At 70.4% G+C, this 25069-nt stretch carries 20 protein-coding genes, 2 tRNA genes and 1 pseudogene; 4 read left to right on the top strand and 19 right to left on the bottom strand.

Annotated elements, in window-relative coordinates; all coding sequences use genetic code 11:
* Window positions 1–169 precede the first annotated feature (169 nt).
* Window positions 170–3037: a leucine--tRNA ligase gene (gene leuS / locus E4N62_RS02635; RefSeq protein WP_230211741.1), complete on the bottom strand. Its 2868-nt coding sequence runs from the start codon at window positions 3035–3037 to the stop codon at window positions 170–172.
* A gap of 519 nt (window positions 3038–3556) precedes the next feature.
* Between leuS and E4N62_RS02630 the strand changes: the two genes are divergently transcribed.
* Window positions 3557–4948, top strand: a complete 1392-nt coding sequence (locus tag E4N62_RS02630; RefSeq protein ID WP_230211740.1) for a ferric reductase-like transmembrane domain-containing protein — start codon at window positions 3557–3559, stop codon at window positions 4946–4948.
* Window positions 4945–6560: pseudogene (locus tag E4N62_RS02625) on the top strand (NADH-ubiquinone oxidoreductase-F iron-sulfur binding region domain-containing protein). The gene E4N62_RS02630 and the pseudogene E4N62_RS02625 overlap by 4 nt, the downstream one beginning before the upstream one ends.
* A 131-nt stretch (window positions 6561–6691) precedes the next feature.
* Here the strand turns inward: E4N62_RS02625 and E4N62_RS02620 are convergent.
* From E4N62_RS02620 to E4N62_RS02580, 9 genes are all read right to left on the bottom strand, one after another.
* Window positions 6692–6764: transfer RNA gene (locus tag E4N62_RS02620), tRNA-Ala, on the bottom strand.
* Window positions 6765–7009: 245 nt separating this feature from the next.
* Window positions 7010–7243 carry a hypothetical protein gene (locus E4N62_RS02615; RefSeq protein ID WP_005479297.1) on the bottom strand — a complete coding sequence of 78 codons (234 nt, stop codon included), beginning with the start codon at window positions 7241–7243 and terminating at the stop codon, window positions 7010–7012.
* Between the two features lie 399 nt (window positions 7244–7642).
* Window positions 7643–7715, bottom strand: a tRNA-Ala gene (locus tag E4N62_RS02610).
* A 132-nt stretch (window positions 7716–7847) separates the two neighbouring features.
* The gene (locus E4N62_RS02605) at window positions 7848–8516 is read right to left on the bottom strand and encodes a histidine phosphatase family protein (protein WP_230211739.1); all 669 of its coding nucleotides are present in this window, start codon (window positions 8514–8516) and stop codon (window positions 7848–7850) included.
* Window positions 8513–8959 (bottom strand): ribosome silencing factor, encoded by a 447-nt coding sequence (rsfS, locus tag E4N62_RS02600; protein WP_184894153.1) that lies wholly within the window; start codon window positions 8957–8959, stop codon window positions 8513–8515. Before rsfS ends, E4N62_RS02605 begins: the two co-directional genes overlap by 4 nt.
* 150 nt (window positions 8960–9109) lie before the next feature.
* Entirely contained in the window at window positions 9110–10876 is a 1767-nt protein-coding gene (locus E4N62_RS02595) for an LCP family protein (protein ID WP_230211738.1), read from the bottom strand.
* 16 nt (window positions 10877–10892) lie between these two features.
* Entirely contained in the window at window positions 10893–11603 is a 711-nt protein-coding gene (gene nadD, locus E4N62_RS02590) for a nicotinate-nucleotide adenylyltransferase (RefSeq protein WP_230211737.1), read from the bottom strand.
* Window positions 11604–11661: 58 nt separating this feature from the next.
* Window positions 11662–11829: a hypothetical protein gene (locus E4N62_RS02585; RefSeq protein WP_045557516.1), complete on the bottom strand. Its 168-nt coding sequence runs from the start codon at window positions 11827–11829 to the stop codon at window positions 11662–11664.
* A 176-nt stretch (window positions 11830–12005) separates the two neighbouring features.
* Window positions 12006–12176 carry a hypothetical protein gene (locus E4N62_RS02580; protein ID WP_230211736.1) on the bottom strand — a complete coding sequence of 57 codons (171 nt, stop codon included), beginning with the start codon at window positions 12174–12176 and terminating at the stop codon, window positions 12006–12008.
* 98 nt (window positions 12177–12274) lie between these two features.
* Here E4N62_RS02580 and E4N62_RS02575 point away from each other — a divergent pair, with 98 nt between their 5' ends.
* Window positions 12275–13354 (top strand): M48 family metallopeptidase, encoded by a 1080-nt coding sequence (locus tag E4N62_RS02575; protein ID WP_230211735.1) that lies wholly within the window; start codon window positions 12275–12277, stop codon window positions 13352–13354.
* Between the two features lie 128 nt (window positions 13355–13482).
* On the opposite strand, the gene E4N62_RS02570 is transcribed toward E4N62_RS02575, so the two are convergent.
* The 5 genes from E4N62_RS02570 to proB form a co-directional block, all read right to left on the bottom strand.
* Complete coding sequence (locus tag E4N62_RS02570; protein WP_230211734.1) at window positions 13483–14553, bottom strand: hypothetical protein; 1071 nt, start codon at window positions 14551–14553, stop codon at window positions 13483–13485.
* 122 nt (window positions 14554–14675) lie between these two features.
* Window positions 14676–15278, bottom strand: coding sequence for a hypothetical protein (locus E4N62_RS02565; protein ID WP_230211733.1), 603 nt, complete (start codon window positions 15276–15278; stop codon window positions 14676–14678).
* A 120-nt stretch (window positions 15279–15398) separates the two neighbouring features.
* Window positions 15399–16685 (bottom strand): glutamate-5-semialdehyde dehydrogenase, encoded by a 1287-nt coding sequence (locus E4N62_RS02560; protein WP_230211732.1) that lies wholly within the window; start codon window positions 16683–16685, stop codon window positions 15399–15401.
* 102 nt (window positions 16686–16787) lie between these two features.
* Window positions 16788–17255 carry a hypothetical protein gene (locus tag E4N62_RS02555; protein ID WP_230212406.1) on the bottom strand — a complete coding sequence of 156 codons (468 nt, stop codon included), beginning with the start codon at window positions 17253–17255 and terminating at the stop codon, window positions 16788–16790.
* Window positions 17256–17429: 174 nt separating this feature from the next.
* Window positions 17430–18536, bottom strand: a complete 1107-nt coding sequence (proB, locus tag E4N62_RS02550; RefSeq protein ID WP_230212403.1) for a glutamate 5-kinase — start codon at window positions 18534–18536, stop codon at window positions 17430–17432.
* Window positions 18537–18879: 343 nt separating this feature from the next.
* Between proB and E4N62_RS02545 the strand changes: the two genes are divergently transcribed.
* Window positions 18880–20949 (top strand): hypothetical protein, encoded by a 2070-nt coding sequence (locus E4N62_RS02545; protein WP_230211731.1) that lies wholly within the window; start codon window positions 18880–18882, stop codon window positions 20947–20949.
* Window positions 20950–21252: 303 nt separating this feature from the next.
* On the opposite strand, the gene obgE is transcribed toward E4N62_RS02545, so the two are convergent.
* The 4 genes from obgE to E4N62_RS02525 form a co-directional block, all read right to left on the bottom strand.
* Window positions 21253–22689 (bottom strand): GTPase ObgE, encoded by a 1437-nt coding sequence (obgE, locus tag E4N62_RS02540; protein ID WP_184894136.1) that lies wholly within the window; start codon window positions 22687–22689, stop codon window positions 21253–21255.
* 145 nt (window positions 22690–22834) lie between these two features.
* On the bottom strand, window positions 22835–23089 hold the full coding sequence (rpmA, locus tag E4N62_RS02535) for a 50S ribosomal protein L27 (RefSeq protein WP_033525817.1): 255 nt from the start codon (window positions 23087–23089) through the stop codon (window positions 22835–22837).
* A gap of 14 nt (window positions 23090–23103) precedes the next feature.
* Window positions 23104–23424: a 50S ribosomal protein L21 gene (gene rplU, locus E4N62_RS02530; RefSeq protein WP_033525816.1), complete on the bottom strand. Its 321-nt coding sequence runs from the start codon at window positions 23422–23424 to the stop codon at window positions 23104–23106.
* A 195-nt stretch (window positions 23425–23619) separates the two neighbouring features.
* Complete coding sequence (locus E4N62_RS02525; protein ID WP_230211730.1) at window positions 23620–24918, bottom strand: phospholipase D-like domain-containing protein; 1299 nt, start codon at window positions 24916–24918, stop codon at window positions 23620–23622.
* Window positions 24919–25069 lie beyond the last annotated feature (151 nt).

Here is a 25069-nt window from a genome sequence, read left to right as displayed (position 1 = left end):
GGTAAACGCAACAGGCAGGTCCCAGGTTCCATGGGAACCCGGAACCTGCCCGTAGGGGACGCCCCCGAACCGCCACCGGCGACAGCGGTGCGCCTACCGGCGGCTACCCCGGGTCACCACAGACCCCACCGGCACGCCGCCACACCCACGGCGCGGCGCGCCGCCGCACTCACGTGACGATGTTCACCAGCTTCGGCGCCCGCACGATCACCTTCCGGATCGGTGCCCCGGCCAGCGCCGCGACCACCTTCTCGTCGCCCAGGGCCACCTTCTCCAGCTCCTCCTCGGAGATGGTCGGCGGCACCTCCAGCCGGGCCTTGACCTTGCCCTTGATCTGGACGACGCAGGTCACGGCCTCGTCGACGACGTACGCGGGGTCGGCGACGGGGAAGTCCTGGTGCACGACCGAGTCGCCGTGCCCCAGCTTGCGCCACAGTTCCTCGGCGATGTGCGGGGCCAGCGGCGCGACCAGCAGGACCAGGGCCTCGGCGACGGAGCGGGACACCGGGCCGCCCACCTTGGTCAGGTGGTTGTTCAGCTCGGTGACCTTGGCGATCGCGGTGTTGAACCGCAGGCCCTCCAGGTCCTGGCGGACACCGTCGATGGCCTTGTGCAGCACCCGCAGGGTGTCCTCGCCGGGCTCCGTGTCGACGACCGTCACCTCGCCGGTGGCCTCGTCGACGACGTTGCGCCACAGCCGCTGCAGCAGCCGGAACTGGCCCACCACCGCGCGCGTGTCCCACGGCCGGGAGACGTCCAGCGGGCCCATCGCCATCTCGTACAGGCGCAGGGTGTCGGCGCCGTACTCCGCGCAGATGGACTCGGGAGTGACCGCGTTCTTCAGGGACTTGCCCATCTTGCCCAGCAAACGGCTGACCTTCTCGCCCTGGTAGTAGTAGGCGCCGTCGCGCTCCTCCACCTCGGCGGCCGGCACCGCGAAGCCACGGCTGTCGCGGTAGACGAAGGCCTGGATCATGCCCTGGTTGAACAGCTTGTGAAACGGCTCGGCCGACGAGACGTGCCCCAGGTCGAACAGGACCTTGGACCAGAAGCGCGCGTACAGCAGGTGCAGCACGGCGTGCTCGGCGCCGCCGACGTACAGGTCGACGCCGCCGTGCGGCTGGCCCTCGCACGGGCCCATCCAGTACCGCTCGATCTCGGGGTCGACCAGCTTCTCGGAGTTGTGCGGGTCCAGGTAGCGCAGCTCGTACCAGCAGGAACCGGCCCAGTTGGGCATGGTGTTGGTCTCACGGCGGTACGGGCGCGGGCCGCGGCCGTCACCCAGGTCCAGCGTGACGTTCACCCAGTCGGCGTTGCGCGACAGCGGTGTCTCGGGCTGGGTGTCGGCGTCGTCCGGATCGAAGGTGCGGGGGCTGTAGTCCTCGACCTCGGGCAGTTCCAGCGGCAGCATCGACTCGGGCAGCGAGTGGGCGACGCCGTCCTCGTCGTAGACGATCGGGAAGGGCTCGCCCCAGTACCGCTGGCGGCTGAACAGCCAGTCGCGCAGCCGGAAGTTGACGGTGCCCTGCCCGATGCCGGTCCGCTCCAGCCACTCGGTGATGCGCGCCTTCGCCTCGACGACACCCAGGCCGTCCAGGGACACGCCCTCGCCGCTGGAGTTGATGATCTTCGCGTCGTACGAGGCGAAGGCGTCCTCCCAGGTGGAGGTGTCGGTGCCGCGGCCGTCGGTGGGCTCGACGATGCAGACGATCGGCAGTTCGAAGGCGCGCGCGAACTCGAAGTCCCGCTGGTCGCCCGCCGGAACGGCCATGATCGCGCCGGTGCCGTAGCCCATCAGGACGTAGTCGGCGATGAAGACCGGGATCCGCTCCCCGTTGACCGGGTTGGTGGCGAACGAGCCGGTGAAGACGCCGGTCTTGTCCTTCGCCTCGGCCTGCCGCTCGACGTCGGACTTGGAGGCGGCCTGCGCGCGGTAGGCGGCGACGGCCTCTGCGGGGGTCGCGTGCCCGCCGGTCCACACCTCGTGGGTGCCCTCGGGCCAGGCGTCCGGGGTGAACTTGTCGACCAGCGGGTGCTCGGGGGCCAGCACCATGTAGGTCGCGCCGAACAGGGTGTCGGGGCGGGTGGTGAAGACGGTGATGCGCTCCCCGTCGATCGGGAAGTCGACGCGGGCGCCCTCGGAGCGGCCGATCCAGTTGCGCTGCTGCAGCTTGATGGCCTCGGGCCAGTCCAGCTCGTTCAAGTCGTCCAGCAGACGGTCGGCGTACGCCGTGATCCGCATGTTCCACTGGCGCAGCTTGGCCTTGAAGACGGGGAAGTTGCCCCGCTCGGAACGGCCGTCGGCGGTGACCTCCTCGTTGGCCAGCACGGTGCCCAGGCCGGGGCACCAGTTGACCGGCGCGTCGGAGGCGTACGCCAGGCGGTACTCGCCCAGGACGTCGGCGCGTTCGCCGGCGCTCAGCGCGCTCCAGGAGCCGCCGCCGGGCAGCGCGCGCTCACCGGACTCGAACTGGGCGACCAGCTCGGCGATCGGGCGGGCCTTCCTCGCCTCGTCGTCGTACCAGGAGTTGAAGATCTGCAGGAAGATCCACTGGGTCCACTTGTAGTAGTCCGGGTCGATCGTGGCGAACGACCGGCGCTTGTCGTGCCCCAGGCCCAGCCTGCGCAGCTGGGACTTCATGTTGTTGATGGCGGCCTCGGTGGTGACCCGGGGGTGCTCGCCGGTGGCGACGGCATGCTGCTCGGCGGGCAGGCCGAAGGCGTCGAAGCCCAGGGTGTGCAGGACGTTGTGGCCGGTCATCCGCTGGTAGCGGGCGAAGACGTCGGTGGCGATGTAGCCCAGGGGGTGACCGACGTGCAGGCCCGCACCGGACGGGTACGGGAACATGTCCATGATGAACTTCTTGGGCCGGGCGGCCAGTTCCGCGTCGCCCGCCAGGTCGCCCGTGGGGTTGGGCGCCGCGTACGTGCCGTCGGCGTCCCAGAAGTCCTGCCAGCGTGCCTCGATCTCGGCCGCGACGGCTGCCGTGTAGCGGTGCGCGGCCACTTCGGCGGCAGCGGGGTTCGTCTCGCTCATGATCCTCAAAGCTCCATCGATCGTCTCTGCCAGCGGGCTGTTCGTCCAGGAAACGAAAAATCCCCTCACACAGGAGGGGACGCCGCGCTGATGCCGACCACGCCGTCAACGGCGGTCGGGACTGATCAGCGCGGCTCGCTAAGCAGAAGGCGTACGGCACGCATGCGATCAGGGTACCGCAGCCCCGATGGACAGGGACCCGCTGCGTGTCGGCCACAAGATCCGGCCAGAAAAGTTGAACCTTATTCAAATCTTACTTCGCGTAACAGCTGCTAAGGGACATCCCTGATGTGAGATTGGCCCTTGATAACAGCGCAATAACTCAAACCTCGTACCGCCCGGTATTGGCACCACTTACAGTTCGACGACGGGACCGCTTTCCCGAACTGTTCGGAGTTGCCCCATGAACCCTCGTCGCAGCACCAGCTCGATACCTCGGCCGGGCCGTTCGGCCCACGGGGTGGCGACGGCTGCCGTGCCCCCGACCGCATCCTTCTTTCTGACGGCGGGGGGTCTGTCATGACGGCGGACGACAACACCTTTGTCGACTCCCTCGCGGAGTTCCTCGACTTCGGTGCGGGCGTCCTCTCGCTCGTCTCCCTGACCTGCTCGGTGATCTGGGGACTCATCGCCCAGGACCGGATGCTCCTCAATACCCGCGAGCGGATCATGGCGCAGGGCATTCACCGGGTGTCCGCGGTGGCCTCTCTCGCGTTCCTCCTCGTACACATCGGGATCAAGCTCGCGCTGGACCACGTCGACTTCCTCGCCGCGCTGATCCCCTTCTGGCTCGTACTCGCCGGCGACGACTTCGCCGGCGACGAGGGCCAGGGCACCGCCTTCCTCATCGGCTGCGGTTCGTTGGCAGCCCTACTCATGATCTTCGTGGGCATCACCGGCATGCTGCGCAACCGGTTCGCGTCCCCGGCCCCCGTCGCGGCCCGCTGGCGGGCGATGCACATGCTGGCCTACCCGGCCTGGTGTTTCGCCCTTGTCCACGGACTCTACGCGGGTCGAGAGGCCAAGCCCTTCTTCGTGATCCTTTACTCACTGGGCCTGCTCGCCGTGGCCGGCGCGCTGCTGCTGCGCGCCGCCCCCCGCCCGTTCAAGCGCCAGGTGGTCGAGCGCGTCACCGCGATTCTGGGTCCCTCCGGCCAGCGCCCCCCCGAGGTCGACGAACTGGTGAAGTCCCGCTCCGCCCTGCAGGGCACGGACGAGACCGGCGGACAGCGCGAGGGCAGCCGGCGCGAGGGCGGACGCCGTGAGGGCGGCCGGCGCGAGGGCGGACAGCGCGACCAGATGCGGGACACCGGCCAGTTCCCGCTCCCCGGCTTCGGCGGCGGTCAGGGCAACCCCCCGCTCGGCGACCCGCTGGTGCCCCCGCAGCGCGGTGCGGCCGCTTCCGCCGACAGCGGCCCCGGTTTCGCGGCCGCGTACCGCGCGGTGTCGATGACCCCGCGCGCCCAGGAGCCCACGGCCCCCTATCTCACCCAGCAGCAGCCGCCGCTGGACATGCAGCCCACGCAAGCCATGCCCCGCATGGACGACGGTTCGACCACGGGCAGCACCCGCTGGCCGGCCCCGTCCCCGCCGCCGGTCGGCGAGGCACCCCCGTCCTCGTACGACCCGATGCAGGACACCTTCGCCGGACAGCCGCTGGGCGGGCAGTCGTTCCAGGGCCAGGCGTATTCGGGCCAGACCTACCAAGGCGAGACGTACGACACCGGGGCCAACCCCGTGGTCTCCGAAACTTCCTACGGAACGGCTGAGTCGAACGCCCCCTACGGCACGTACAACCCGAACGACACGTACAACAGCGGTCCCGCCACTGATGCGCTGTCCGGCTACGACGACTACAACCAGCCGGGCTCAGGCGAACCCTGGAACGCGCCTTCCGGAGGATTTAAGTGAACGAGGCCCTTCCCGACGTCCCCGAAGTCCGCGTGGTGGGTCTTCCCCAGCTCACCTCGGGCTTCGACCTCGTCGAGAGACTCGACCTGCCCATGCACCTGAAGGTGCACGGTCCGCTCGAACCGATGGGCGGCGAAGATCTCGCCCAACTGTCCGAGCGGATCAACCTCAAGGGCAGGGGCGGCGCGGGCTTCCCGTTCCACAAGAAACTGCGCTCGGTCGCCGAGTCGGCGATCAAGCGTGGCATCCGGCCCGTCGTGGTCGTCAACGGCAGCGAGGACGAACCCGCCTGCCGCAAGGACACGGTGCTGATCAACCGTGCCCCGCACCTCATCCTCGACGGCGCCCTGCTGGTCGCGGAGGCCCTCGGCGCCCGCCAGCTCGTCATCGGGGTGACACGTGAATCCACCCAGCGTTCGATGGAGGCAGCCCTCTCCGAGCGCGGGCTGAGCAACCGCCGCGGCGCCGCCATCCGCGCGAGCGTGCAGCGCAACCCGGTCCGCATGGTCACCGGTGCCGCCGGCTCGCTGATCCGCTCCATCGACGGCGGGCCGCCCATCCCGCCCGGCCGCAAGACCAGCGCGTCCAAGAGCGGTGTCGGCGGCGCGCCGACGCTGCTCTCCAACGCCGAGACGTTCGCCCAGCTCGCCATCGGCGCCCGCATCGGCTCCGAGCGGTACGGCAACACCGGCCTGTACGACGAGCCGGGCACCGTCATGCTCACCGTGTCCGGCGCGGTCGCCCGCCCCATGGTGATCGAGGCGCCCACCGGTGTGCCGCTGCGCTACATCCTCCAGCTCGCCGGCGCGCCGCCCGTCCCGCAGGGCGTGCTGACCGGGGGCTACCACGGCAAGTGGATCGACGCGGCGACGGTCAACGAGACGGTCGTCTCGCGCAACTCGCTGGACGCGGTGGGCGGCGCGCTCGGCGCCGGCGCGATCCTGCCCATCAGCCAGGAGACCTGCCCGCTCGGCGAGTCGCTGCAGGTCGCCAAGTGGCTCGCCGAGGAGAGCGCGGGCCAGTGCGGCCCCTGCTACCTCGGGCTGCCGGCCGCGGCGCGCGGCCTGGAGGACATCCTCAACGGCGGCGGTCCGGCCGCCCTGGAGGCCCTCAAGCAGGTCGCGAAGAACGTCAAGCGGCGTGGCGCGTGCTCGCACCCGGACGGCTCCGCGATGTTCCTGGAATCGACCATCAAGGCGTTCACGGACGACCTCGCCGCACACGTCCTGGGCAACGGCTGCGGCAGGCCCGTGCAGGGCGTGCTGCCGCTGTTCGAGGGCGGCCGTATGCCGACCGGCATCCCGGGCGGCGCGGGCGCGGAGGAGAGCGGGGCAAGCCGCCAGAAGATCTTCGTCGACTGGACGCTCTGCCGGGGCCACGGCCTGTGCGCCGACATCCTCCCGGAGGTCTTCCAGCTCGGTGCCGACGGCTTCCCCACCGTCGCCCAGGCCAAGGTCCCGCAGTACGCCGAGGCGAAGGCGATGCGCGCGGTACGCCGCTGCCCCGCGCTCGCCCTGCGCATCGAGGAGGACAACCGTCCCTCCGCCCCTCCCGCAACCTCCCGGTCCTCTCGCAGGGCCGCGGCCGCCGGGCCCTGGGCAGCGGTCGCTGACGCACGGACGTACATGAGGAAGGGCGGGCCACCCCGAGTGGGGTGGCCCGCCCTTCCTCATGTACGTCTTCCTCATGTACGTCGTCGCCAACAACGCGAAGACCCCGTCCACTTGGACGGGGTCTTTTCTGTGGAGCTAAGGAGAATTGAACTCCTGACCTCCTGCATGCCATGCAGGCGCTCTACCAACTGAGCTATAGCCCCTTGCGGTGCGCTCCGCCGGGTTCCCCTGGCGACGACGCCAACATTACCGGTCTCCCACGCACACCACCAAATCGTTTCCGTCGGCCGCGAACTATGGATGGATCGGTACCCTTTTGCCGGATTTTCAAGAGGTAGCCGCTCAGCCGCCGTTCACGCTCCCTCCCCGACGGCCGGCACGAGGCCGCTGGGGCGCCCGTGGCGGCCCGGGGACGGGCGATGGCCAGAGAGGGGCGCCGAGTTGACGCTCAGGCCGTCACGAACGAGTAGAAGCGTTTGAGTGTGCAGTGCTCTTCGAGGAGCCGGCCGTAGATCGGCTCGCCCTCCAGCTCGCGGTACGTCTCGATCGGATCGCCTTTTATGATCAGCGCCCGGGCGCATTCCTCGCACCAGTACTGGTAGTCGGCGTTGACGGGCTCCATGTCGCGGACGATGGGGGTGCCGCTGCCGCACCAGTCGCACTTCCTCCTGTGTGCACCCATCGATCAGCTCCAGCTGTGGCCGCAGGCCGTGCACACGTAGGAGATCCCTCCGTTGTCACCGAGGACTTGGGCAACGTGGAGCGAGCCGCAGGAAGGGCAGAGGAGGGTGGTCTTGCTCCGCATCACCACCGCTGCGGGAAGGTCGTGGACCCTCCCGCGGATGCTCGCAGGCATCGCTTCTCCCTCCCGTCGGGCCGCGCCCCCTTCCGGCCGTTTGATTCTGCCACGGCCGGACCAATACGGTCAGCGACGCCTTCGTACCAGTCCCAGCACGGAGCAGGAAAGAAGGCCGTCCGCAGAGGTATACGCCTCCGGGGCCGCACCTGCTCAAGAAGGGACGCAGGTCACACACGAAAAATCCCGCTCCCTCGCGGGAACGGGATCTTCTGTGCCGATCTGTGGAGCTAAGGAGAATTGAACTCCTGACCTCCTGCATGCCATGCAGGCGCTCTACCAACTGAGCTATAGCCCCTCGCACCACACGGACGGTGGTCGCTCGGTGCTTCGCCCCGCTCGGCGGGGCGAACAAGAAGAACTCTAGCCTGCGACCAGCCGGAAAGTGAAATCCGGGTCCCGAGCCGTGTGACCAGGCCTCTTACGGGGCTCAGTCGTCGTCGCCGAGCACCGGCTCGGGGAGCGTGCCGGCGTTGTGCTCCAGCAGTCGCCAGCCGCGGGCGCCCTCGCCGAGGACGGACCAGCAGCAGTTCGAGAGGCCGCCGAGGCTCTCCCAGTGGCGGGGCTCCAGACCGAGCAGGCGTCCGATGGTGGTGCGGATGGTGCCGCCGTGGCTGACCACCACCAGGGTGCCGCTCTCCGGGAGCTTGTCGGCGTGCCGGAGCACCACGGGGGCCGCGCGGTCGGCGACCTCGGTCTCCAGCTCGCCGCCGCCCCTGCGGACCGGCTCGCCCCGCTTCCACGCGGCGTACTCCTCGCCGTGCCGGGCGATGATCTCGTCGTGCGTGAGGCCCTGCCAGACACCGGCGTAGGTCTCGCGCAGGCCCTCGTCGTGGCTGACCTCCAGCCCGGTGAGCGCGGCCAGCTCGGCGGCCGTGTTCGCGGCGCGCATGAGATCGGAGGCGACGATCGCGTCGGGCTTGAGGGAGGCCAGCAACCGGGCGGCGCGACGGGCCTGGCCGAGGCCGGTCTCGGTCAGCTCGACGTCCGTGGTGCCCTGGAAGCGGCGCTCCACGTTCCACGAGGTCTGGCCGTGCCGCCACAGGATGATGCGGCGGCCCCGGCCCTTGCGCTCCGCGGAGTCGATGCCGGCCGTCACCGCAGCTCCCCGCCCAGCTCGGCCTCCTCCTCGGCGGCCCGCAGCTTGGCGTGCTCCTCGCCCTTGCCGCGGGTGGCCTTGGCGTCGGCGGGCAGCTCCAGCTCGGGACAGTCCTTCCAGAGCCGCTCCAGGGCGTAGAAGACCCGCTCCTCGCTGTGCTGGACGTGCACGACGATGTCGACGTAGTCGAGCAGCACCCAGCGGGCCTCGCGGTCGCCCTCACGGCGGACCGGCTTGGCGCCGAGCTCCTTGTTCAGCCGCTCCTCGATCTCGTCGACGATGGACTTGACCTGGCGGTCGTTGGGCGCGGAGGCGAGCAGGAAGGCGTCCGTGATGGACAGCACGTCGCTGACGTCGTACGCGATGACATCGTGCGCGAGCTTGTCGGCGGCCGCCTGCGCGGCGGTGTGGAGGAGCTCCAGGGAACGGTCGGTGGCGGTCACTGCACGGCTTTCGGTCGTCGGTCAGGAACCCTCGCGGGCTACTGCAAGGATCTCACGCCCCACCGACACCGCCCCACGGGTTAACGGATCAGACCCCGGAGCAGCGCCGATACGGCGGCCCCGGGACCTGCTGACGGCCGGGCGGTCCGGTCAGCCGGTGGTGCCGGTCGCGCCCGTCGTGCCGGTCGTCCCCGTCGTGCCTGTGGTCTCGTAGTCCTGGCCGAGGACGACGGAGACGTCGGCGTTGGACGTGGTCTCGCCCTTCTTGACGGCGCCGGTCGGCAGGCCGAGGGTCTTGGCGACCTCGATGGCGTCCTGCTTGCGGGCCGCGTCGGAGTAGGTGACCCGGGAGGTCGTCTGGGCGGTGGCGGTGGCGCCGGCGTCGAGGAACGTGAAGCCACCGTTGAGGACGACCACGCGGGCCTGCTCGGTGGCGTCCTTCTCGCCGGTGGCGTTGCGGATGCCGACCCGGACGGCGTCCCCGGCGTCGGGGCTCTTCGCGGCGCCGCCGAGCAGGTTCTTGACCACGCTGTCGGAGTCCTCGGCGCTGAGCGTGCCGTCCTGCTGGACGGGCAGCAGCTCGGTCTCGTAGTCGCCGCCCTTGGCGTGATCGGCGAGCTTGGCCAGGAAGGTGCCGAGGTCCTTGTCGCTGAGCGAGGGGTCGAGGATCTGGGCCAGCGTCTGCACGGTGACGGTGGCGGCCTGGGCGTCGGAGGACAGCTTACGCAGCACGCCCTGCATCACCTGGCCGAACCGCTTCAGCTGCGCGTCCTGCGACTCGCCGGAGGCGCGGTAGGTGGCGTAGGCGACGGCCATCTTGCCGCTGAGGGTCTGTGCCTTGCCCTTGGTGACGAGGGGAACGGTGCCCTTCTTCTTCGCCTCGGGGTCGGGCACGTCGGTGTTCGTGTCGACGTCGATGTTGCCGACGAGGCCGACGAGGTTGTTCAGATAGGGGGTGTCGAGTCGCCAGGTGCCCTCGATGTCGGTGCCGAGGACGGTGTCGAGGGCGTCGCGGGTGCCGGAGGAGCCGTCGTCGTCGACGGACTTGGCGAGGGTGGTCGTGGTGCCGTCGTCGCCGGTGAGCGCGAGGGCGTTGGGGATCAGGACGGTGGCGCCCCGCTCGGTGGTGGTGTTGTTCACGAGCAGCGCCGTGGAGGTCCCGCCGCCCTTGGTGTCGTGCAGGTGGACGACGATCACGTCGCGTTTCTGGGCGGCCGCCGAGGTGGTGGTGCCGGTCCGCTCGTCCGAGGACGCCCCGGGCAGCATGCCCGCCCACCACAGGTAGCCGACGCCGCCGACCGCGACCAGGGCGAGCACCACCACCAGGGCGACCATCCGGCTCTTGGCCCGCCGCTTGGCCTCCTCGCGGCGTTCGGTGCGGTTCTCGGTGAAGTTCAGCCAGTCGATGACGTCCTCGGAGTCACCGTCGGGTTCCTCGACGAAGGCGAACTGCTCGGTGCGGTACTCCCGTTCCCCGGAGCCGCTCTCCGGGGGGCCGTCGTCGGCGAGGTGCCCGCTCTCCCCGGCGGTCGTCGGCGGTGCCGACTGCTGAGGGATGTAGGCGGTCTGCTCCGGGACGGGGGTCTGCAGGCCGGTGGCGGCCGTCTGCCCGTAGGGGTCGTACGGGTCGTAGCCGGGCCCCGGCGCCTGGTGGCCCGGGTCGTAGCCCGCGCCGCCCGTGCCGTACCCCTGCGGGTACTGCTGCTGGGTCTGGCCGGTCGCGTACGGGTCGTAGCCGTAGCCCTGGCCGTACCCCTGCCCCTGGGGCTGCTGTGTCCCGTAGGGGTCGTACGCCTGTTGCTGAGGCACCTGCTGGGCGGGCGCCTGTCGGTACACCGGCTGCCCGTACTCGTCGTAGCCGACGAGTACGTAACTCTGGTCGCCGCCCCCGTAGCCGACGTCGTATCGGTCGTTCACCGGTGCCCCTCTCGGCTCACTCGCCGCGGTACAGCTGCCGCTTGTCGATGTAGCGCACGACGCCGTCCGGCACCAGGTACCAGACGGGATCGCCCTTGGCGACTCTCGCACGACAGTCCGTGGAGGAGATGGCGAGCGCCGGGACCTCGACCAGGGAGACCCCGCCCGCGGGCAGGCCCGGGTCGGCCAGGGTGTGCCCCGGACGGGTGACCCCGATGAAGTGCGCGAGGGAGAACAGCTCCTCCGCGTCGCGCCAGGTGAGGATCTGGCCGAGCGCGTCGGCGCCGGTGATGAAGAACAGGTCCGACTCGGGGTTGAGCTCGTGCAGTTCGCGCAGGGTGTCGATCGTGTAGGTGAGGCCCTTGCGATCGATGTCGATGCGGCTCACCGAGAAGTGGGGGTTCTCGGCCGTGGCGATGACCGTCATCAGATAGCGGTCCTCGGCCGCCGAGACCGAGCGGTGGGACTTCTGCCAGGGCTGGCCGGTCGGCACGAAGACGACCTCGTCGAGACCGAACTGGGCGGCGACCTCCTGGGCCGCCACGAGGTGCCCGTGGTGGATCGGGTCGAACGTGCCGCCCATCACGCCGAGGCGGCGCCTACCGGGCTCCGACGGGCGGTTTCCCGGTGCGCCGGAGGCGCTGTCGGCCCGGCCGTCCGTGGTGTCGTTCGCCTGGTCCGCCGCCTTGTCGGGCTCCGGACCGGTAGGCATTTCCTGCTCTCCCATGCGTGGAGAGCCTACCGGCCCGGCAGGCGCACACCGTTCGAACGTCCTTTTGCGCGGATTAGCGATCGCGGTTGAAGCGGGTGGTGATCCACAGCAGCAGCATCAGGGCGACGAAGGCTCCGCCGCCGGTCAGGTAGGGGCTCAGGCTCTCGTGGTTGCCGCCGTGCTCCCCGCCGCCCTCGGCGGCGAGAGTGACCAAGTCGGCAGCGGTGCTGTGGAAGCTCATCGTCGGCGTGACCTATCCGGGTGTGGGATCGGGATGAAGACCCGCCCATCGTAAGCGGGGGGTCCGTCGGCGATCACGCCGACTCCGCCCAGGAGTGAACGGGGGCGCCGCCCGGCGCGTACTTCACGAGCGAGCAACCGTTCACGCGCGCCGCACGTCCTTCCCGTCGGCGGGCGTCAGTCGTCCCGCTTGTAGCCACGCAGCAGGAACCACGCCATGAGGACGGAGCCCAGGACCATCACGATCAGCACCACACGCAGCAGATTGCCCGCTCCCTGTTCCTTCGCGGCGACGTCCGCGGCCTCGGTGAGCCAAGCGGACGCGGCCGGGTGCGGGAGATGTCCCATGGAGATCGCTCCTTACGGTTGATGCCCTGCCACGGTAACTCCGCCTAGGCTGGACCCCGCTTCGGGGGCAACATGGGCAAACAGAGCATGGGGGAAACATGCCGGACGACAGCCACGAGCAGAACGGGCACGAGAACGTGCCGAGCAGGCAGCGCAGGCGCTTCGAGGGGATCTCCTCCCGGGCGTACGAACACCCCGCGGACCGCTCGGCGCTGGTGGCGCTGCGCAAGCTCAGCGGCTTCGACACGGTGTTCAAGGCGCTCAGCGGTCTGCTGCCGGAGCGCAGCCTCAGGCTGCTGTTCCTGTCCGACTCCGTACGGGTCTCGGACCAGCAGTTCGCCCACCTCAACGACATGCTGCGGGACGCGTGTTACATCCTGGACCTGGAGAAGGTCCCGCCGATGTACGTGAACCAGGACCCGCAGCCGAACGCGATGTGCATCGGTCTGGACGAGCCGATCATCGTCGTGACCACCGGGCTCGTCGAGCTGCTCGACGAGGAGGAGATGCGGGCCGTCGTCGGTCACGAGGTGGGCCACGCGCTCTCCGGCCACTCGGTGTACCGGACGATACTGCTGTTCCTGACGAGCCTCGCCCTGAAGGTCGCGTGGATCCCGCTGGGGAACCTCGCGATCATGGCGATCGTGACCGCGCTGCGCGAGTGGTTCCGCAAGTCGGAGCTGTCCGCCGACCGCGCGGGCCTCCTGGTCGGCCAGGACGTCCAGGCCTCGATGCGCGGCCTGATGAAGATCGCGGGCGGCAACCACCTGCACGAGATGAACGTGGACGCGTTCCTCGCGCAGGCCGAGGAGTACGAGGCCGGGGGCGACCTGCGCGACTCCGTCCTCAAGATCCTCAACGTGCTGCCGCGCTCGCACCCCTTCACCACGGTCCGTGCGGCCGAGCTGAAGAAGTGGGCCGAGTCCCGTGACTTCCAGCGGATCATGGACGGGCACTACCCGCGGCGCAGCGAGGACAAGGACGCCTCGGTGACCGATTCCTTCCGCGAGTCCGCCTCGCACTACACGAGCAACGTGAAGAACTCCAAGGACCCGCTGATGAAGCTGGTCACCGACATCGCGGGCGGCGCGGGCGACCTCGGCAGCCGGGTCCGCCGCGGCTTCGGCGGCGGCGGTGCGGCCACCGCGCAGGAGGACCGGCCGCGCGACGACGAGTAGGTGGTCGGGTGCGGGTGGGTGGGTGCAAGCCGAAGAGCTTGGGGCGCAGCCCCTGCTTTGAGGGGCGCGGGAACTGCGCGAGAACCCACCCGCACCGCACCCGCCAACACACCCCGCGCACCCCGGCCTCACACCTTCGGTTGCGCACTCTCCGCCAGGGTCCCGCACAGCGCGGTGGCGGCGCCCGTGTTGTACGGGTCGGTGCCGGCGGACGGACCGCCCGCCTTGGCGGTCTGCCCGGCCAGCAGCGGCCGTAGATGATTCGTGACGTCGTCGGCGCAGGCCAGCGGTCCGGCCTGGACGTAGGAGACGACGACCTCGACCTGGTGGGTGCGCAGGTCGTCCTGGTCGAAGCGGAAGTGCAGCTCCCGCCGGACGGTGAACAGCGAGGCCTCGGCGTCGGCCTCGCCGCCGGCGGGCCTCAGCGCGTACACGAGGGTGTGGGCGGCGACGACCTCCAGCGTGCCGGAGTCGAATTCGGCGGCCTGGAGAGTGCCCTGGACGCGGATCCGGCGGTCGGCGAGTTCCGCCCGGGAGGGGTCGAAGCGGACCAGCCAGCCCGTGGGGGCGTGCCGCCCGTCCGCCGCCGGCTGATCGAAACTCTGCTCGAACTGGTCGAGCTGCTCGGAGTCGAGCAGCCGCCGCACGGGCTGGACGGTGCCGCCGCCGAGGACCTCCGGGTCGAGCGCGGAGGCGACCAGGTATTCCTTGGCGATGGCCAGCGCGGACACGACCTGACTGTCGGTGAAGTGCGCGGTGCGCCGCGTGGCCGGCATCGTGATGCCCTCGGCGCCGATCCGGAACTGGGCGGCGGGACTCTGCGCGTACAGCGCCTCCGCGTTCTCCGCGCCGGGCACCGCGGACTGCGGGGACAGCGGAATCACGGTCATTCTGAGCGGTTCGGTGGGCTTGGCGGCCGGGGTGCGGGACGGGTGGCGCACACCCATGTAGATCGCGGTGCCGAAGGCGAGGGCGATCAGCAGGACGAGGACCAGCGCCTGCCGGGAGAGGCCGCGGCGCACGGGCGGGCGGCGGCGTACGGCCGGGGCGTGGTCGGAGAGGCGCTCCTGGGCGGAGAACTCCTGGAGGCGGGCAGCGCGGACGAACGATTCGTCGAAGACGACGGATCGGTATTCGTCCTCTCCACCGCCGGGGGCGCCCTCGGGAGTCCCCTCAGGTGGGTTTCCTGGCCCGCCCATACTTGGAGAGTAGGTCTTCCGGAGCCTCGGTAAACGCCGTGGTACACGACAAGTTCTGACAGGTCCTCATCAGGTTCGCGCAGCGCCGCCCGACGGCCGGGCCGGGGTTGCACGGGGCCCGGTCAGGGCATGCGGGGGTCGGCGGAGACCGCCGGCTGGGAATAGTCGGCGGAGGCGGAGGGCCCGGTCGGGGGATTCTGTTCGACGCCGCTGGTGGCGGGCGGCGGGGTCTCGCCCCGGCCGGCGGAGGCGCCCCGGTAGACCGCGGTGAAGGCCAGCGCGACCATGCCGATCCCCATCACGAGGGCGAGGATCCAGGCGACGGGCCGGTGCCAGCGGGTCTGCTTGTCGTACGGCCTGCCGTAGGGCCCGTCGGGGCCGTAGCGGCCCTCCAGGATCTCGGTGTCGTCGTAGTCGCCCCGGTCGTCGTCGCGGCCGTGGCCGATCCTGGGGCCGTCCGGGCCGAAGCCGTCGTCGTGACGGTCGTCGTCGCCGCGTACGCCTCTGCGGTGGGCCCGGCGGGCCTCGGCCTCCTGGGCGGCGGCCCGGGCCTCCGCCGCTGCGAGCAGACGTTCGACCGCGGTCGGCTCGTGGACCACGGCCGCCCGGACGAAGTCCTCGTCGAAGACCACGGAGGCGAACTCTTCGTCCATACCCCCGCGGTCGCGGTCGTCGTCGGGCTCCCAGCCGTCAGGGAACGGCGTGCCCCCCACGTCCTCCGGCACGGGATCCAGAGTAGACCGGGGTGGTCAATTTGGGCAGACGGTAAGGAAATTCATCCGTTGGGAGGGTCGGGCGCCAGGCTGTTCACAGGAACGGACCGGCGCCTACGGGCCCGCCCGCGCCTAGCGTCGGACGTGTCCGTCACCGGTGACGATGTACTTCGTGCTGGTCAGCTCGGGCAGGCCCATCGGGCCGCGGGCGTGCAGCTTCTGCGTGGAGATGCCGATCTCGGCGCCGAATCCGAACTGACCGCCGTCGGTGAAGCGGGTCGAGGCGTTGACGGCGACCGTCGTGGAGTCGACCAGCTGGGTGAAGCGGCGGGCGGCCTGCTGGGAGGTCGTCACGATGGCCTCGGTGTGGCCGGAGCTCCACAGCCGGATGTGCTCCACGGCCCGGTCGAGCGAGTCGACCACGGCGGCGGCGATGTCGTACGACAGGTACTCGGTCTCCCAGTCCTCCGTGGTGGCCTCGACGACCGTGGCCCGGGAGTCCTTGGCGTAGGCCATGACCCGGTCGTCGGCGTGGACGATGACCCCGGCGTCGGCGAGCGCGTCGAGGGCGCGGGGCAGGAACTCGGGGGCGATGTCCTGGTGGACGAGGAGGGTCTCGGCGGCGTTGCAGACGCTGACGCGGTGGGCCTTGGAGTTGATCAGGATCTCGACGGCCGTGTCGAGGTCGGCGTTCGCGTCGACGTAGACGTGGCAGTTGCCGGTGCCGGTCTCGATCACCGGGACGGTGGACTCCTCGACGATCGTGCGGATCAGGGAGGCGCCGCCGCGCGGGATGAGCACGTCGACCAGGCCGCGGGCGCGCATCAGCTCCCGTACCGAATCGCGGCTCTCGCCGGGGACGAGCTGGACGGCGTCGGCGGGCAGACCCGCGCCGCCGACGGCGTCCCGCAGGACCCGTACGAGGGCGGTGTTGGACTCGTAGGCGGAGGAGGAGCCGCGCAGCAGGACCGCGTTGCCGGACTTCAGGCACAGGGCCGCCGCGTCCACGGTCACGTTCGGGCGGGCCTCGTAGATGATGCCGACGACGCCGAGCGGGACGCGGACCTGGCGCAGGTCGATGCCGTTGGGAAGGGTGGAGCCGCGCACGACCTCGCCGACCGGGTCGGGCAGCGCTGCGACGTCACGTACGTCGGCGGCGATGGCGCGGATCCGCTCCGGGGTGAGCGTCAGCCGGTCGATGATCGCCTCGCTGGTGCCGGCCTCCCGGGCCTTGTCGATGTCCTTGGCGTTGGCCTCGACGATTTCACTCGTACGGACTTCCAGGGCGTCGGCGATGGCGAGCAGCGCGTCGTCCTTGTCGGCGCGCGGGAGCGGCGCGAGGTCGGCGGCGGCGGCCTTGGCACGGTAGGCGGCCCGGGTGACCGGCGTCATGGAGTCGTACGGCGAGAGCGAGGTCATACAGGAAGGGTAGTCCGCCCGGCTCAGGCGCCCCTCGCGTGTTCCACAGCGCGAGACACCCGCGCGAAGGGCGCGTTTCCGGCGAGCCGGACGCGCGGGAGGTCAGTACGGGTGGACCCCTACGGGTGTGGCGGGGGCGGGTCCGTAACCCTCGGCGATGCGCTGGTGGTACGTCTGGCGGTCGATGACCTCCAGGCCGACGATCTCCCAGGGCGGCAGCCCGGCCGTCCGGCGGTGTTCACCCCACAGGCGCAGGGCGACGGCGGCCGCGTCGTGGAGGTCGCGGGCCTCCTCCCAGTAGCGGATCTCGGCGTGGTCGTGGGCGTAGCGGCTGGTCAGCAGGAAGGGGTGGTCGTGGGCGAGCTGTTCGAGTCCGCGCCGCACCTCCTTGAGGGGGGCCTCGGGTCCGGAGAGGCTCAGCGTGATGTGCCACAGCCGGGGCAGGTCCTGCGGCGTCTCGACGCTGTCGCCCTCGTACGCGTCCGAGGCGGCGACGCTGGTCAGCGTCCGCTCCTCGCCGACCGCACGGGAGGAACCACCACCACGGGACGCCGCGGCCCCGGGGCGCACTCGTCTCACGACGGCCTCCTTTGCAACGATGTCGTGCCTCGTCAATAGGTCGTGCAAGGGGTCCTGCGGAATCTCCCTGAGACAAAGTTGAGCAGGCTCAGGGGCTTCGCGTGGCGGTTTTACGGAACGCGCACCGCCGGGGCGCGTGCTCCGGCCCTCCCGGGGGGCCGCTGGTCAGGGACGCAGGAGGACGAGGTCGTCCCTGTGTACGACCTCTCGTTCGTACGCGGGACCCAGCTCGCGCGCCAGTTCCCGGGTCGAGCGGCCGATCAGCTGGGGGATCTCCTTGGCGTCGAAGTTCACCAGTCCGCGCGCGACCGCCCGGCCCGTGCCGTCGCGCAGTTCGACGGGGTCGCCGGCGGTGAAGTCGCCCTCGACGGCCGCGATGCCGGCCGGCAGCAGTGACGTACGCCGCTCGACGACCGCGCGGACGGCGCCCTCGTCGAGGACGAGCGCGCCCTGCGGGGTGGAGGCGTGCTGGAGCCACAGCAGCCGGTCGGCGGACCGCTTGCCGGTGGGGTGGAAGTACGTGCCGGTGTCGCCGCCGGAGAGGGCGTCCGCCGCGTGGACGGCGCTGGTCAGGACCACGGGGACGCCCGCGCCGGTGGCGATCCCGGCCGCCTCTACCTTGGTGACCATGCCGCCGGTGCCGACGCCCGCCTTGCCGGCGCTGCCGATCTCCACGTGCGCGAGGTCCTCGGGGCCCCGTACCTCCGCTATCCGCGACGTGCCGGGCTTGCCGGGGTCGCCGTCGTACACGCCGTCCACGTCCGACAGCAGGACCAGCAGGTCCGCCCGGACGAGGTGGGCGACGAGGGCGGCGAGGCGGTCGTTGTCGCCGAAGCGGATCTCGTCCGTGGCGACGGTGTCGTTCTCGTTGACGACGGGCAGCGCGCCCATCGCGAGGAGCTTGTCGAGGGTGCGGGAGGCGTTGCGGTGGTGGGCCCGGCGGCTCATGTCGTCGGAGGTCAGGAGCACCTGGCCGACCCGGATGCCGTAGCGGGCGCAGGAGGCCGTGTAGCGGGCCACCAGCAGGCCCTGGCCGACGCTGGCGGCGGCCTGCTGCCGGGCGAGGTCCTTGGGGCGGCGGCGCAGGCCCAGGGGCGCGAGCGCGGCGGCGATGGCACCGGACGAGACGAGCACGATCTCCCGCTCGCCGCCGCTGCGGGCCTTGGCGAGGACGTCCACGAGGGCGTCCACCCGGTCCGCGTCGAGGCCCCCGGAGGCCGTCGTCAGCGACGAGGAGCCCACCTTGACCACGATCCGGTGCGCGTCCCGCACGCCCTGCCTTGCCGCTGACACCTGTATCCCCAATGTTCCGAACCAGCCCGGTGTGTGCACTGCGCAATCTACGGGAGCGGGCGGTCCGGACGCGTTCTCATTTCGAGGGGCGGACGGGCGGGCCCCGGGCGGAAGGGGCGGTCGGGCTCGGAGCCCTTTATGAGGAGATGGTGTGACGTCACTCAAGGTTCCAAGCGTTTTGCCCGACTAGCGGCTATTGCCCTCGCGGGAGATTGCTCCTCGGCCTCCCTAGGTCATACGGTCAGGGATCGGCCTCCTCAGGCCACCCCCAAGACTCACCTTCCCCCCTTCGTCCGTCGCACCCTCCGCAGGAGCCCAGCCCGTGCCCTCCGCAGGCCTCGCACCCCGCCGCATCGCGCAGCTGTCAGCGCTGTTCGCGATGTTCGCGCTCTTCACGGCCCAGATCGTCTCCGCGCTACTGCCGAACATCCCGGTGTTCGTCGCCGCCGGCGCGGCGGGCCTCCTCCTGGACACGTTCCTCCAGTACCGGGATCCCGGACTGCTCGCACTGCTGAGCAAGGTCCGCTTCGACGCGCTGGTGCGCCAGCTGCTGCGCGACATGCTGATCCTGGTGGGTCTGCTGCGCATCGACGGCATCGATCCGCTGCGCGAGCAGGCGCCCCTCCTGGTCGCCCTGATCGCCTTCTACGCGCTGCACTTCGCCTGCCAGGCCGTCTCGGTGCTGGTCCGCCGCACCCGGACCCTGCCGATCGTCACCCGCAACATCGACGCATCCGAGCTGCGTCTGACGGCCGCCCCGCCGCGCATCCTGGCCCGCCGCCAGGCCCACCGGCTGCTGACCTTCTCGCTGCCCGTCACGGCCGGCCTGATGCTCACCGCGGCCACGCAGGACGCCCTCTGGGGCTTCGCCGGCGTCGGCACCGGGCTCGCCCTGCTCGTCCTGGGCACCGCCCACCTCGCGACCTGGCTGCTGCCGAAGAAGCGCGCGAAGAGCGAGCAGCAGGTCATGGAGTGGCTGGACCGGTGGCTCGCCGACTACCGGCCGACCACCGCGATGTACTTCTCCGGCGGTACGACGTCGGCCTACCAGGCGAACATGTGGCTCTCCACGCTCTCCCAGCTGGAGAAGCCGCTGATCGTGCTGCGTGAACGCTTCATGGTGCAGAAGATCGACGCGACGAACGTCCCGGTCGTCTGCTTCCCGAAGGTCTCGACGATGTTCTCCCTGGAGAACTCGACGCTGAAGATGATGCTGCACCCGGCCAACGCCGCGAAGACCTCCCAGGTGCTGCGCATCCCCACGATCAAGCACGCCTTCATCAACCACGGCGAGAGCGACAAGCTCTCCTCCTGCAACCCGTACGCCAAGGCGTACGACGAGGTGTGGGTCGCCGGTCCCGCGGCGCGCGAGCGGTACGCGCTCGCCGAGGTCGGCGTGGAGGACAAGGACATCGTCGAGGTCGGCCGCCCGCAGCTGGCGCCGATCCGCCCGTACGCGGGCCCGCCGACCGGCACGTACACCACCGTCCTCTACGCCCCCACCTGGGAAGGCTGGGACGGCAACCCCGGCAACACGTCCGTGGTCCTGGCCGGCGAGAACATCGTCCGGCAGCTCCTCGCCGACGACAAGGTCCGGCTGCTGTACAAGCCGCACCCGATGACCGGCTCGGTCGACCCGCGCGCGGGTGCCGCGAACGAGCGGATCATGGCGATGATCCGGGAGGCCAACAGCAAGCGGTCCGGGGCTCGCCCCGGCACCGAGGCCGCCACCGAACTCGCTCGCCGTACGGCCGAGTTGGACAAGCTGACCTCGACGTCGTTCCGGTCCAGCGCGGACGAGATGGAGCGGATGCTGCTGCAGGGCACGCCGAGCGGGGACCGTGAGGCGGCCATCGCCGAGGCGACGCTGGCCTGGGAGAAGGCGTACTGGGCGTCCTTCCCGGAGTGGGAGCACCGGATCATCACCGAGGCGCGGCCCGCGATCTTCGCCTGCTTCAACGCGTCGGACCTGCTGATCAGCGATGTCTCGTCGGTGGTCTCCGACTGGCTGTCGAGCGAGAAGCCGTACTCGGTCGCCAACACGTCCGGGCTGCCTGAGGTGGCGTTCCGGGCGGCGTTCCCGACGGTCTCGGCGGGTGTCGTGCTGACGCCCAAGGCGGGCGGGGTGCCGGCGCTGCTGGAGTCGGTGCGCAACCCTGAGAAGGACCGTTTCGCGCAGGCCCGCGCCGAGCTCAAGGAGCAGTTGCTCGGCCCGTCGGACCCGCCCTCGCTGGTCCGCTTCGACCTCGCGGTGAAGGCGCTCTGCGCCAAGGCCGACGACCGTCGCGCCCGCATGGACTCCCGTCTCGCCGACGAGGTTCCGGCGCCCCGGAAGGCGCAGGAGTCGAGCGACGAACTGTCGGAGGGCGAACCGACGGAGGCGCTTGCCTGACGGCCAGCAGCGACGAAGGGCCCCTGTCCGGTTCATCACCGGACAGGGGCCCTTCGTCATGTGCACGTCGGCCAGGGCCGCCCCATGGGCCGGGCGCTGAGCTTGTGCGGCGACTGCGGCAGGTATGTGGTTGCTCGCGCAGTTCCCCGCGCCCCTTACGGGGCTGCTCGCCGTTGTCCTCGTCCTGGCCGCGGGCAGTCGTGCCGCTGGGGCGATGGGGGCACCTCCCGCTCGAGCGAAGCCGAGAGTGGGGGAGGGTGGGCGCCGAGGGCACCCCGGGCGCCGCAGCGCCCGACGACAGCCCTAGAACGGCTCGAAGTCGTCGTACTCCTTCTGGAGCTCGTCCCGCTCCGCCTGCCGGTCACGGCGGCGCTGGACCGCCGGCCGGGGCGCCTCGAAGCGGTGGTCCTCACCACGCCGCCCCAGCATCTCCGCACCGGCCATGACGGTCGGCTCCCAGTCGAAGACGACCGCGTTGTCCTCGGGTCCGATGGCGACGCCGTCGCCGGAGCGGGCGCCCGCCTTCATCAGCTCCTCCTCGACACCGAGGCGGTTGAGCCGGTCGGCGAGATAGCCGACCGCCTCGTCGTTGTTGAAGTCGGTCTGCCGCACCCAGCGCTCCGGCTTCTCGCCCCGTACGCGGTAGAGACCGTCCTCCTCGCGCACGACCGTGAAGCCCGCGTCGTCGACGGCCTTGGGCCGGATGACGATCCGCGTCGCCTCTTCCTTGGGCCTCGCGGCACGCGCCCGGCCGACGAGGTCGGCGAGCGCGAAGGACAGCTCCCGCAGCCCGGTATGGGCGACGGCGGACACCTCGAAGACCCGGTAACCGCGGGCCTCCAGGTCAGGCCGCACCATCTCGGCGAGATCCTTGCCGTCGGGCACGTCGATCTTGTTGAGGACCACGATCCGGGGCCGGTCGCCGAGCCCGCCGTACTGCGTCAGCTCCTCCTCGATGATGTCGAGGTCGGAGACGGGGTCACGGTCCGACTCGAGCGTCGCGGTGTCGAGCACGTGCACGAGGACGCTGCACCGCTCGACGTGGCGGAGGAATTCGAGCCCGAGGCCCTTGCCCTGACTGGCGCCGGGGATCAGGCCCGGCACGTCGGCGATCGTGTAGACCGTCTCGCCGGCGGTGACCACGCCCAGGTTCGGGACGAGGGTCGTGAAGGGGTAGTCAGCGATCTTCGGCTTGGCGGCGGACAGGACCGAGATCAGCGAGGACTTGCCGGCACTGGGATAGCCGACCAGCGCCACGTCGGCGACGGTCTTGAGCTCCAGGACGATGTCGCCCGCGTCGCCGGGCACGCCGAGCAGCGCGAAGCCGGGCGCCTTGCGGCGGGCGGAGGCGAGGGCCGCGTTGCCGAGGCCGCCCCGGCCGCCCTGCGCGGCGACGAAGGAGGTGCCGTGGCCGACGAGGTCGGCCAGGACGTTCCCCTGCCGGTCGAGCACGACGGTGCCGTCCGGGACCGGCAGGACCAGGTCCTGTCCGTCCTTGCCGGAGCGGTTGCCGCCCTCGCCGGGCTTGCCGTTGGTGGCCTTGCGGTGCGGGGAGTGGTGGTACTCCAGGAGGGTCGTCACCGACTGGTCGACGGTCAGGATGACGTCGCCGCCCCGGCCGCCGTTGCCGCCGTCGGGGCCGCCGAGCGGCTTGAACTTCTCCCGGTGGACGGAGGCACAGCCGTGGCCTCCGTTACCCGCGGCGACGTGCAGTTCGACGCGGTCCACGAAGGTGGTCATGGTGGGGTGCCTCCTGGGGGTCCCCCCGGCCGACGGCCGGGGGTGGTACGGGTTCAGTTATTGGGTAACACGCGAAAGGCGGACCCGCCTTCCCGCACGGGAAGTGAGGTCCGCCTCGCGAAAGACTGTCCGAAGACTTTTCCGATCAGCCGACCGGAACGATGTTCACGACCTTGCGGCCACGGGCGGTGCCGAACTCGACCGCACCGGCGTTCAGCGCGAACAGCGTGTCGTCCTTGCCGCGGCCGACACCCGAGCCCGGGTGGAAGTGCGTGCCACGCTGGCGGACCAGGATCTCACCGGCGTTGACGACCTGACCGCCGAAGCGCTTCACGCCGAGCCGCTGAGCGTTGGAGTCGCGACCGTTCCGGGTGGACGATGCGCCCTTCTTGTGTGCCATCTCTCCTCAGTCCCTTACTTCGCAGCCGCGGGGATCTCAGTGACCTTGATCGCCGTGTACTGCTGGCGGTGGCCCTGACGACGGCGGTAGCCGGTCTTGTTCTTGTAGCGCAGAATGTCGATCTTCTGCCCCTTGTGGTGGTCCACGACCTCGGCCTGGACCTTGATGCCGGCAAGGACCCACGGGTCACTGGTCACGGCGTCGCCGTCGACGACGAGCAGGGTCGAGAGCTCGACCGTGTCGCCGACATTGGCGGTGGAAATCTTGTCAACCTCAACGATGTCGCCGACAGCAACCTTGTGCTGGCGACCACCGCTGCGCACGATGGCGTACACGCGGATCTCACTCTCTCGCTCCGGAACGGCACCCCCGCAGTCCAGCCGCCCGACACGCGGACGGCCTCTCCCACGGCGCCGGGCGCGCGGAAGGAATGAGGTTTACGGGGATGTGACGCGTCGCTACCTACGGACACGCCGACAGTCAAGGTTACGGGGCCGCGCCCGAAGGGGTCAAACCGAGCCCCTCCCCCGCTACCCGGCGGGCTTCTCGCCGTCCGCCGGCAGCGGCTTCACGCCCTTGCACAGGTCGGTGGTGTCGGCCTTGCCCGGATAGGCGACGCCGATCACCTTGTCGAAGTGCTTCCGGTACATGTCGTGCACGGCGTCGTCGTCGACCTTGACGATCGCCTCGTCGTTCTCGCGCAGCGCGGGCCCGGTGTAGTTACCCGACCCGGTGAAGCTGATCTTGTTGCGCACGCCGTCGTACTGGCCGTCCACGAGGATGTACTTGGTGTGGATGATGTACGGCGTGGTCAGCTTCTTCCCGGGGTTCAGCGGGTCCCGGTCGTCGTTGTAGCACCGCACCGTCGGCCCGCCGGACGTGTGCATCTTCTCCCACGTCCCCTTGGTCCCGCCGCTGCTCTTGGCGCTGTCGGACTCGGCGTACACGATGCTCACGTTGCAGCCGGCCTTCTTCAGGGCGACCAGTTTCTCGGCGATCGCCAGCCGGGTGATCTTGAAGATCGCGACCCGCACCCAGGTCTTCCGCGCCACCCCGGCGCTGTCCTTGTACGAGCACTGCACGTTGTTCAGCACCGAGTACACGGTGTCGGTGGCCCGGGTGTTGCCGGCCCGGGGGAAGAAGTACGCCTTGTAGAGGCCGTTGCTGACGGTCCGGTACTCCCAGGCCGCCCAGTCCCGGCCCACCATCGTGTCGAAGTAGTCCGCGTACGCGTCGTACATCGTCGGGTTGTCCGGCAGCAGCAGCGCGTCGTTGAAGAACTTGGTGTGCGCGGAGGGGGTCGAGTTCGACGTGGTCTGCACGACCACGTTGGTGGCGCCCTCGACCGCCGAGAACAGCCAGAACTTGTTGTGCATGATCGACTGCCCGTACTTCGGATCGCCGAGGCAGGACCTGTCGACGGCGCAGGTCGCTATGTACGACCCCTTCGTCCGGTCGGTGCCGAGCGCCGCGACCAGGCTGCCGTACGCGGTGTTCGTGGGGCGGTCGCTGACGCTCGACTCGTCCAGCAGGACCTGGACGCGCACGCCCCGGTCCTTGGCGGCCACGAGCGCGTTGACGACGGTCGCCTCCCACACGTGGTAGACGGCGACCTTGATGGTGGAGCCGGGGAGCGCGGCCTCCGTCAGCTCGATGAGCCGGGTGCGTATCGCGAGTTGCTCGGCCTCACCGCCCAACGGGTCGTTGAAGAGCGGGCCTTCGGTCCAGGTCGGCGCGGCACGCGCGACGTCCGCGGCCGTCACCTGCACACCGGCCGCCGCCAGCACGGTGGCCAGCGCCACCGCCCCCCGCACACGCACGCGCGCCATGCGATCCCTCCCCGTTCCCGCCCTGCCCGTATGACCACGACAGCGCTCACGCCATCGCTCACGACTGCGTATACGACTGCGAATTCGACTACGTGAGTGTTACAGGCGCCCGAGGGTGCTCAAGGGGGGGAGGGGGTACCGGTGAGACCGC

Source organism: Streptomyces sp. MNU76, from assembly GCF_020982545.1.
In the GTDB taxonomy this organism is placed as follows: Bacteria; Actinomycetota; Actinomycetes; order Streptomycetales; family Streptomycetaceae; genus Streptomyces.
The sequence above is the reverse complement of the archived record's forward strand: the minus strand, read 5'-3'. Positions and strand labels throughout refer to the sequence as shown.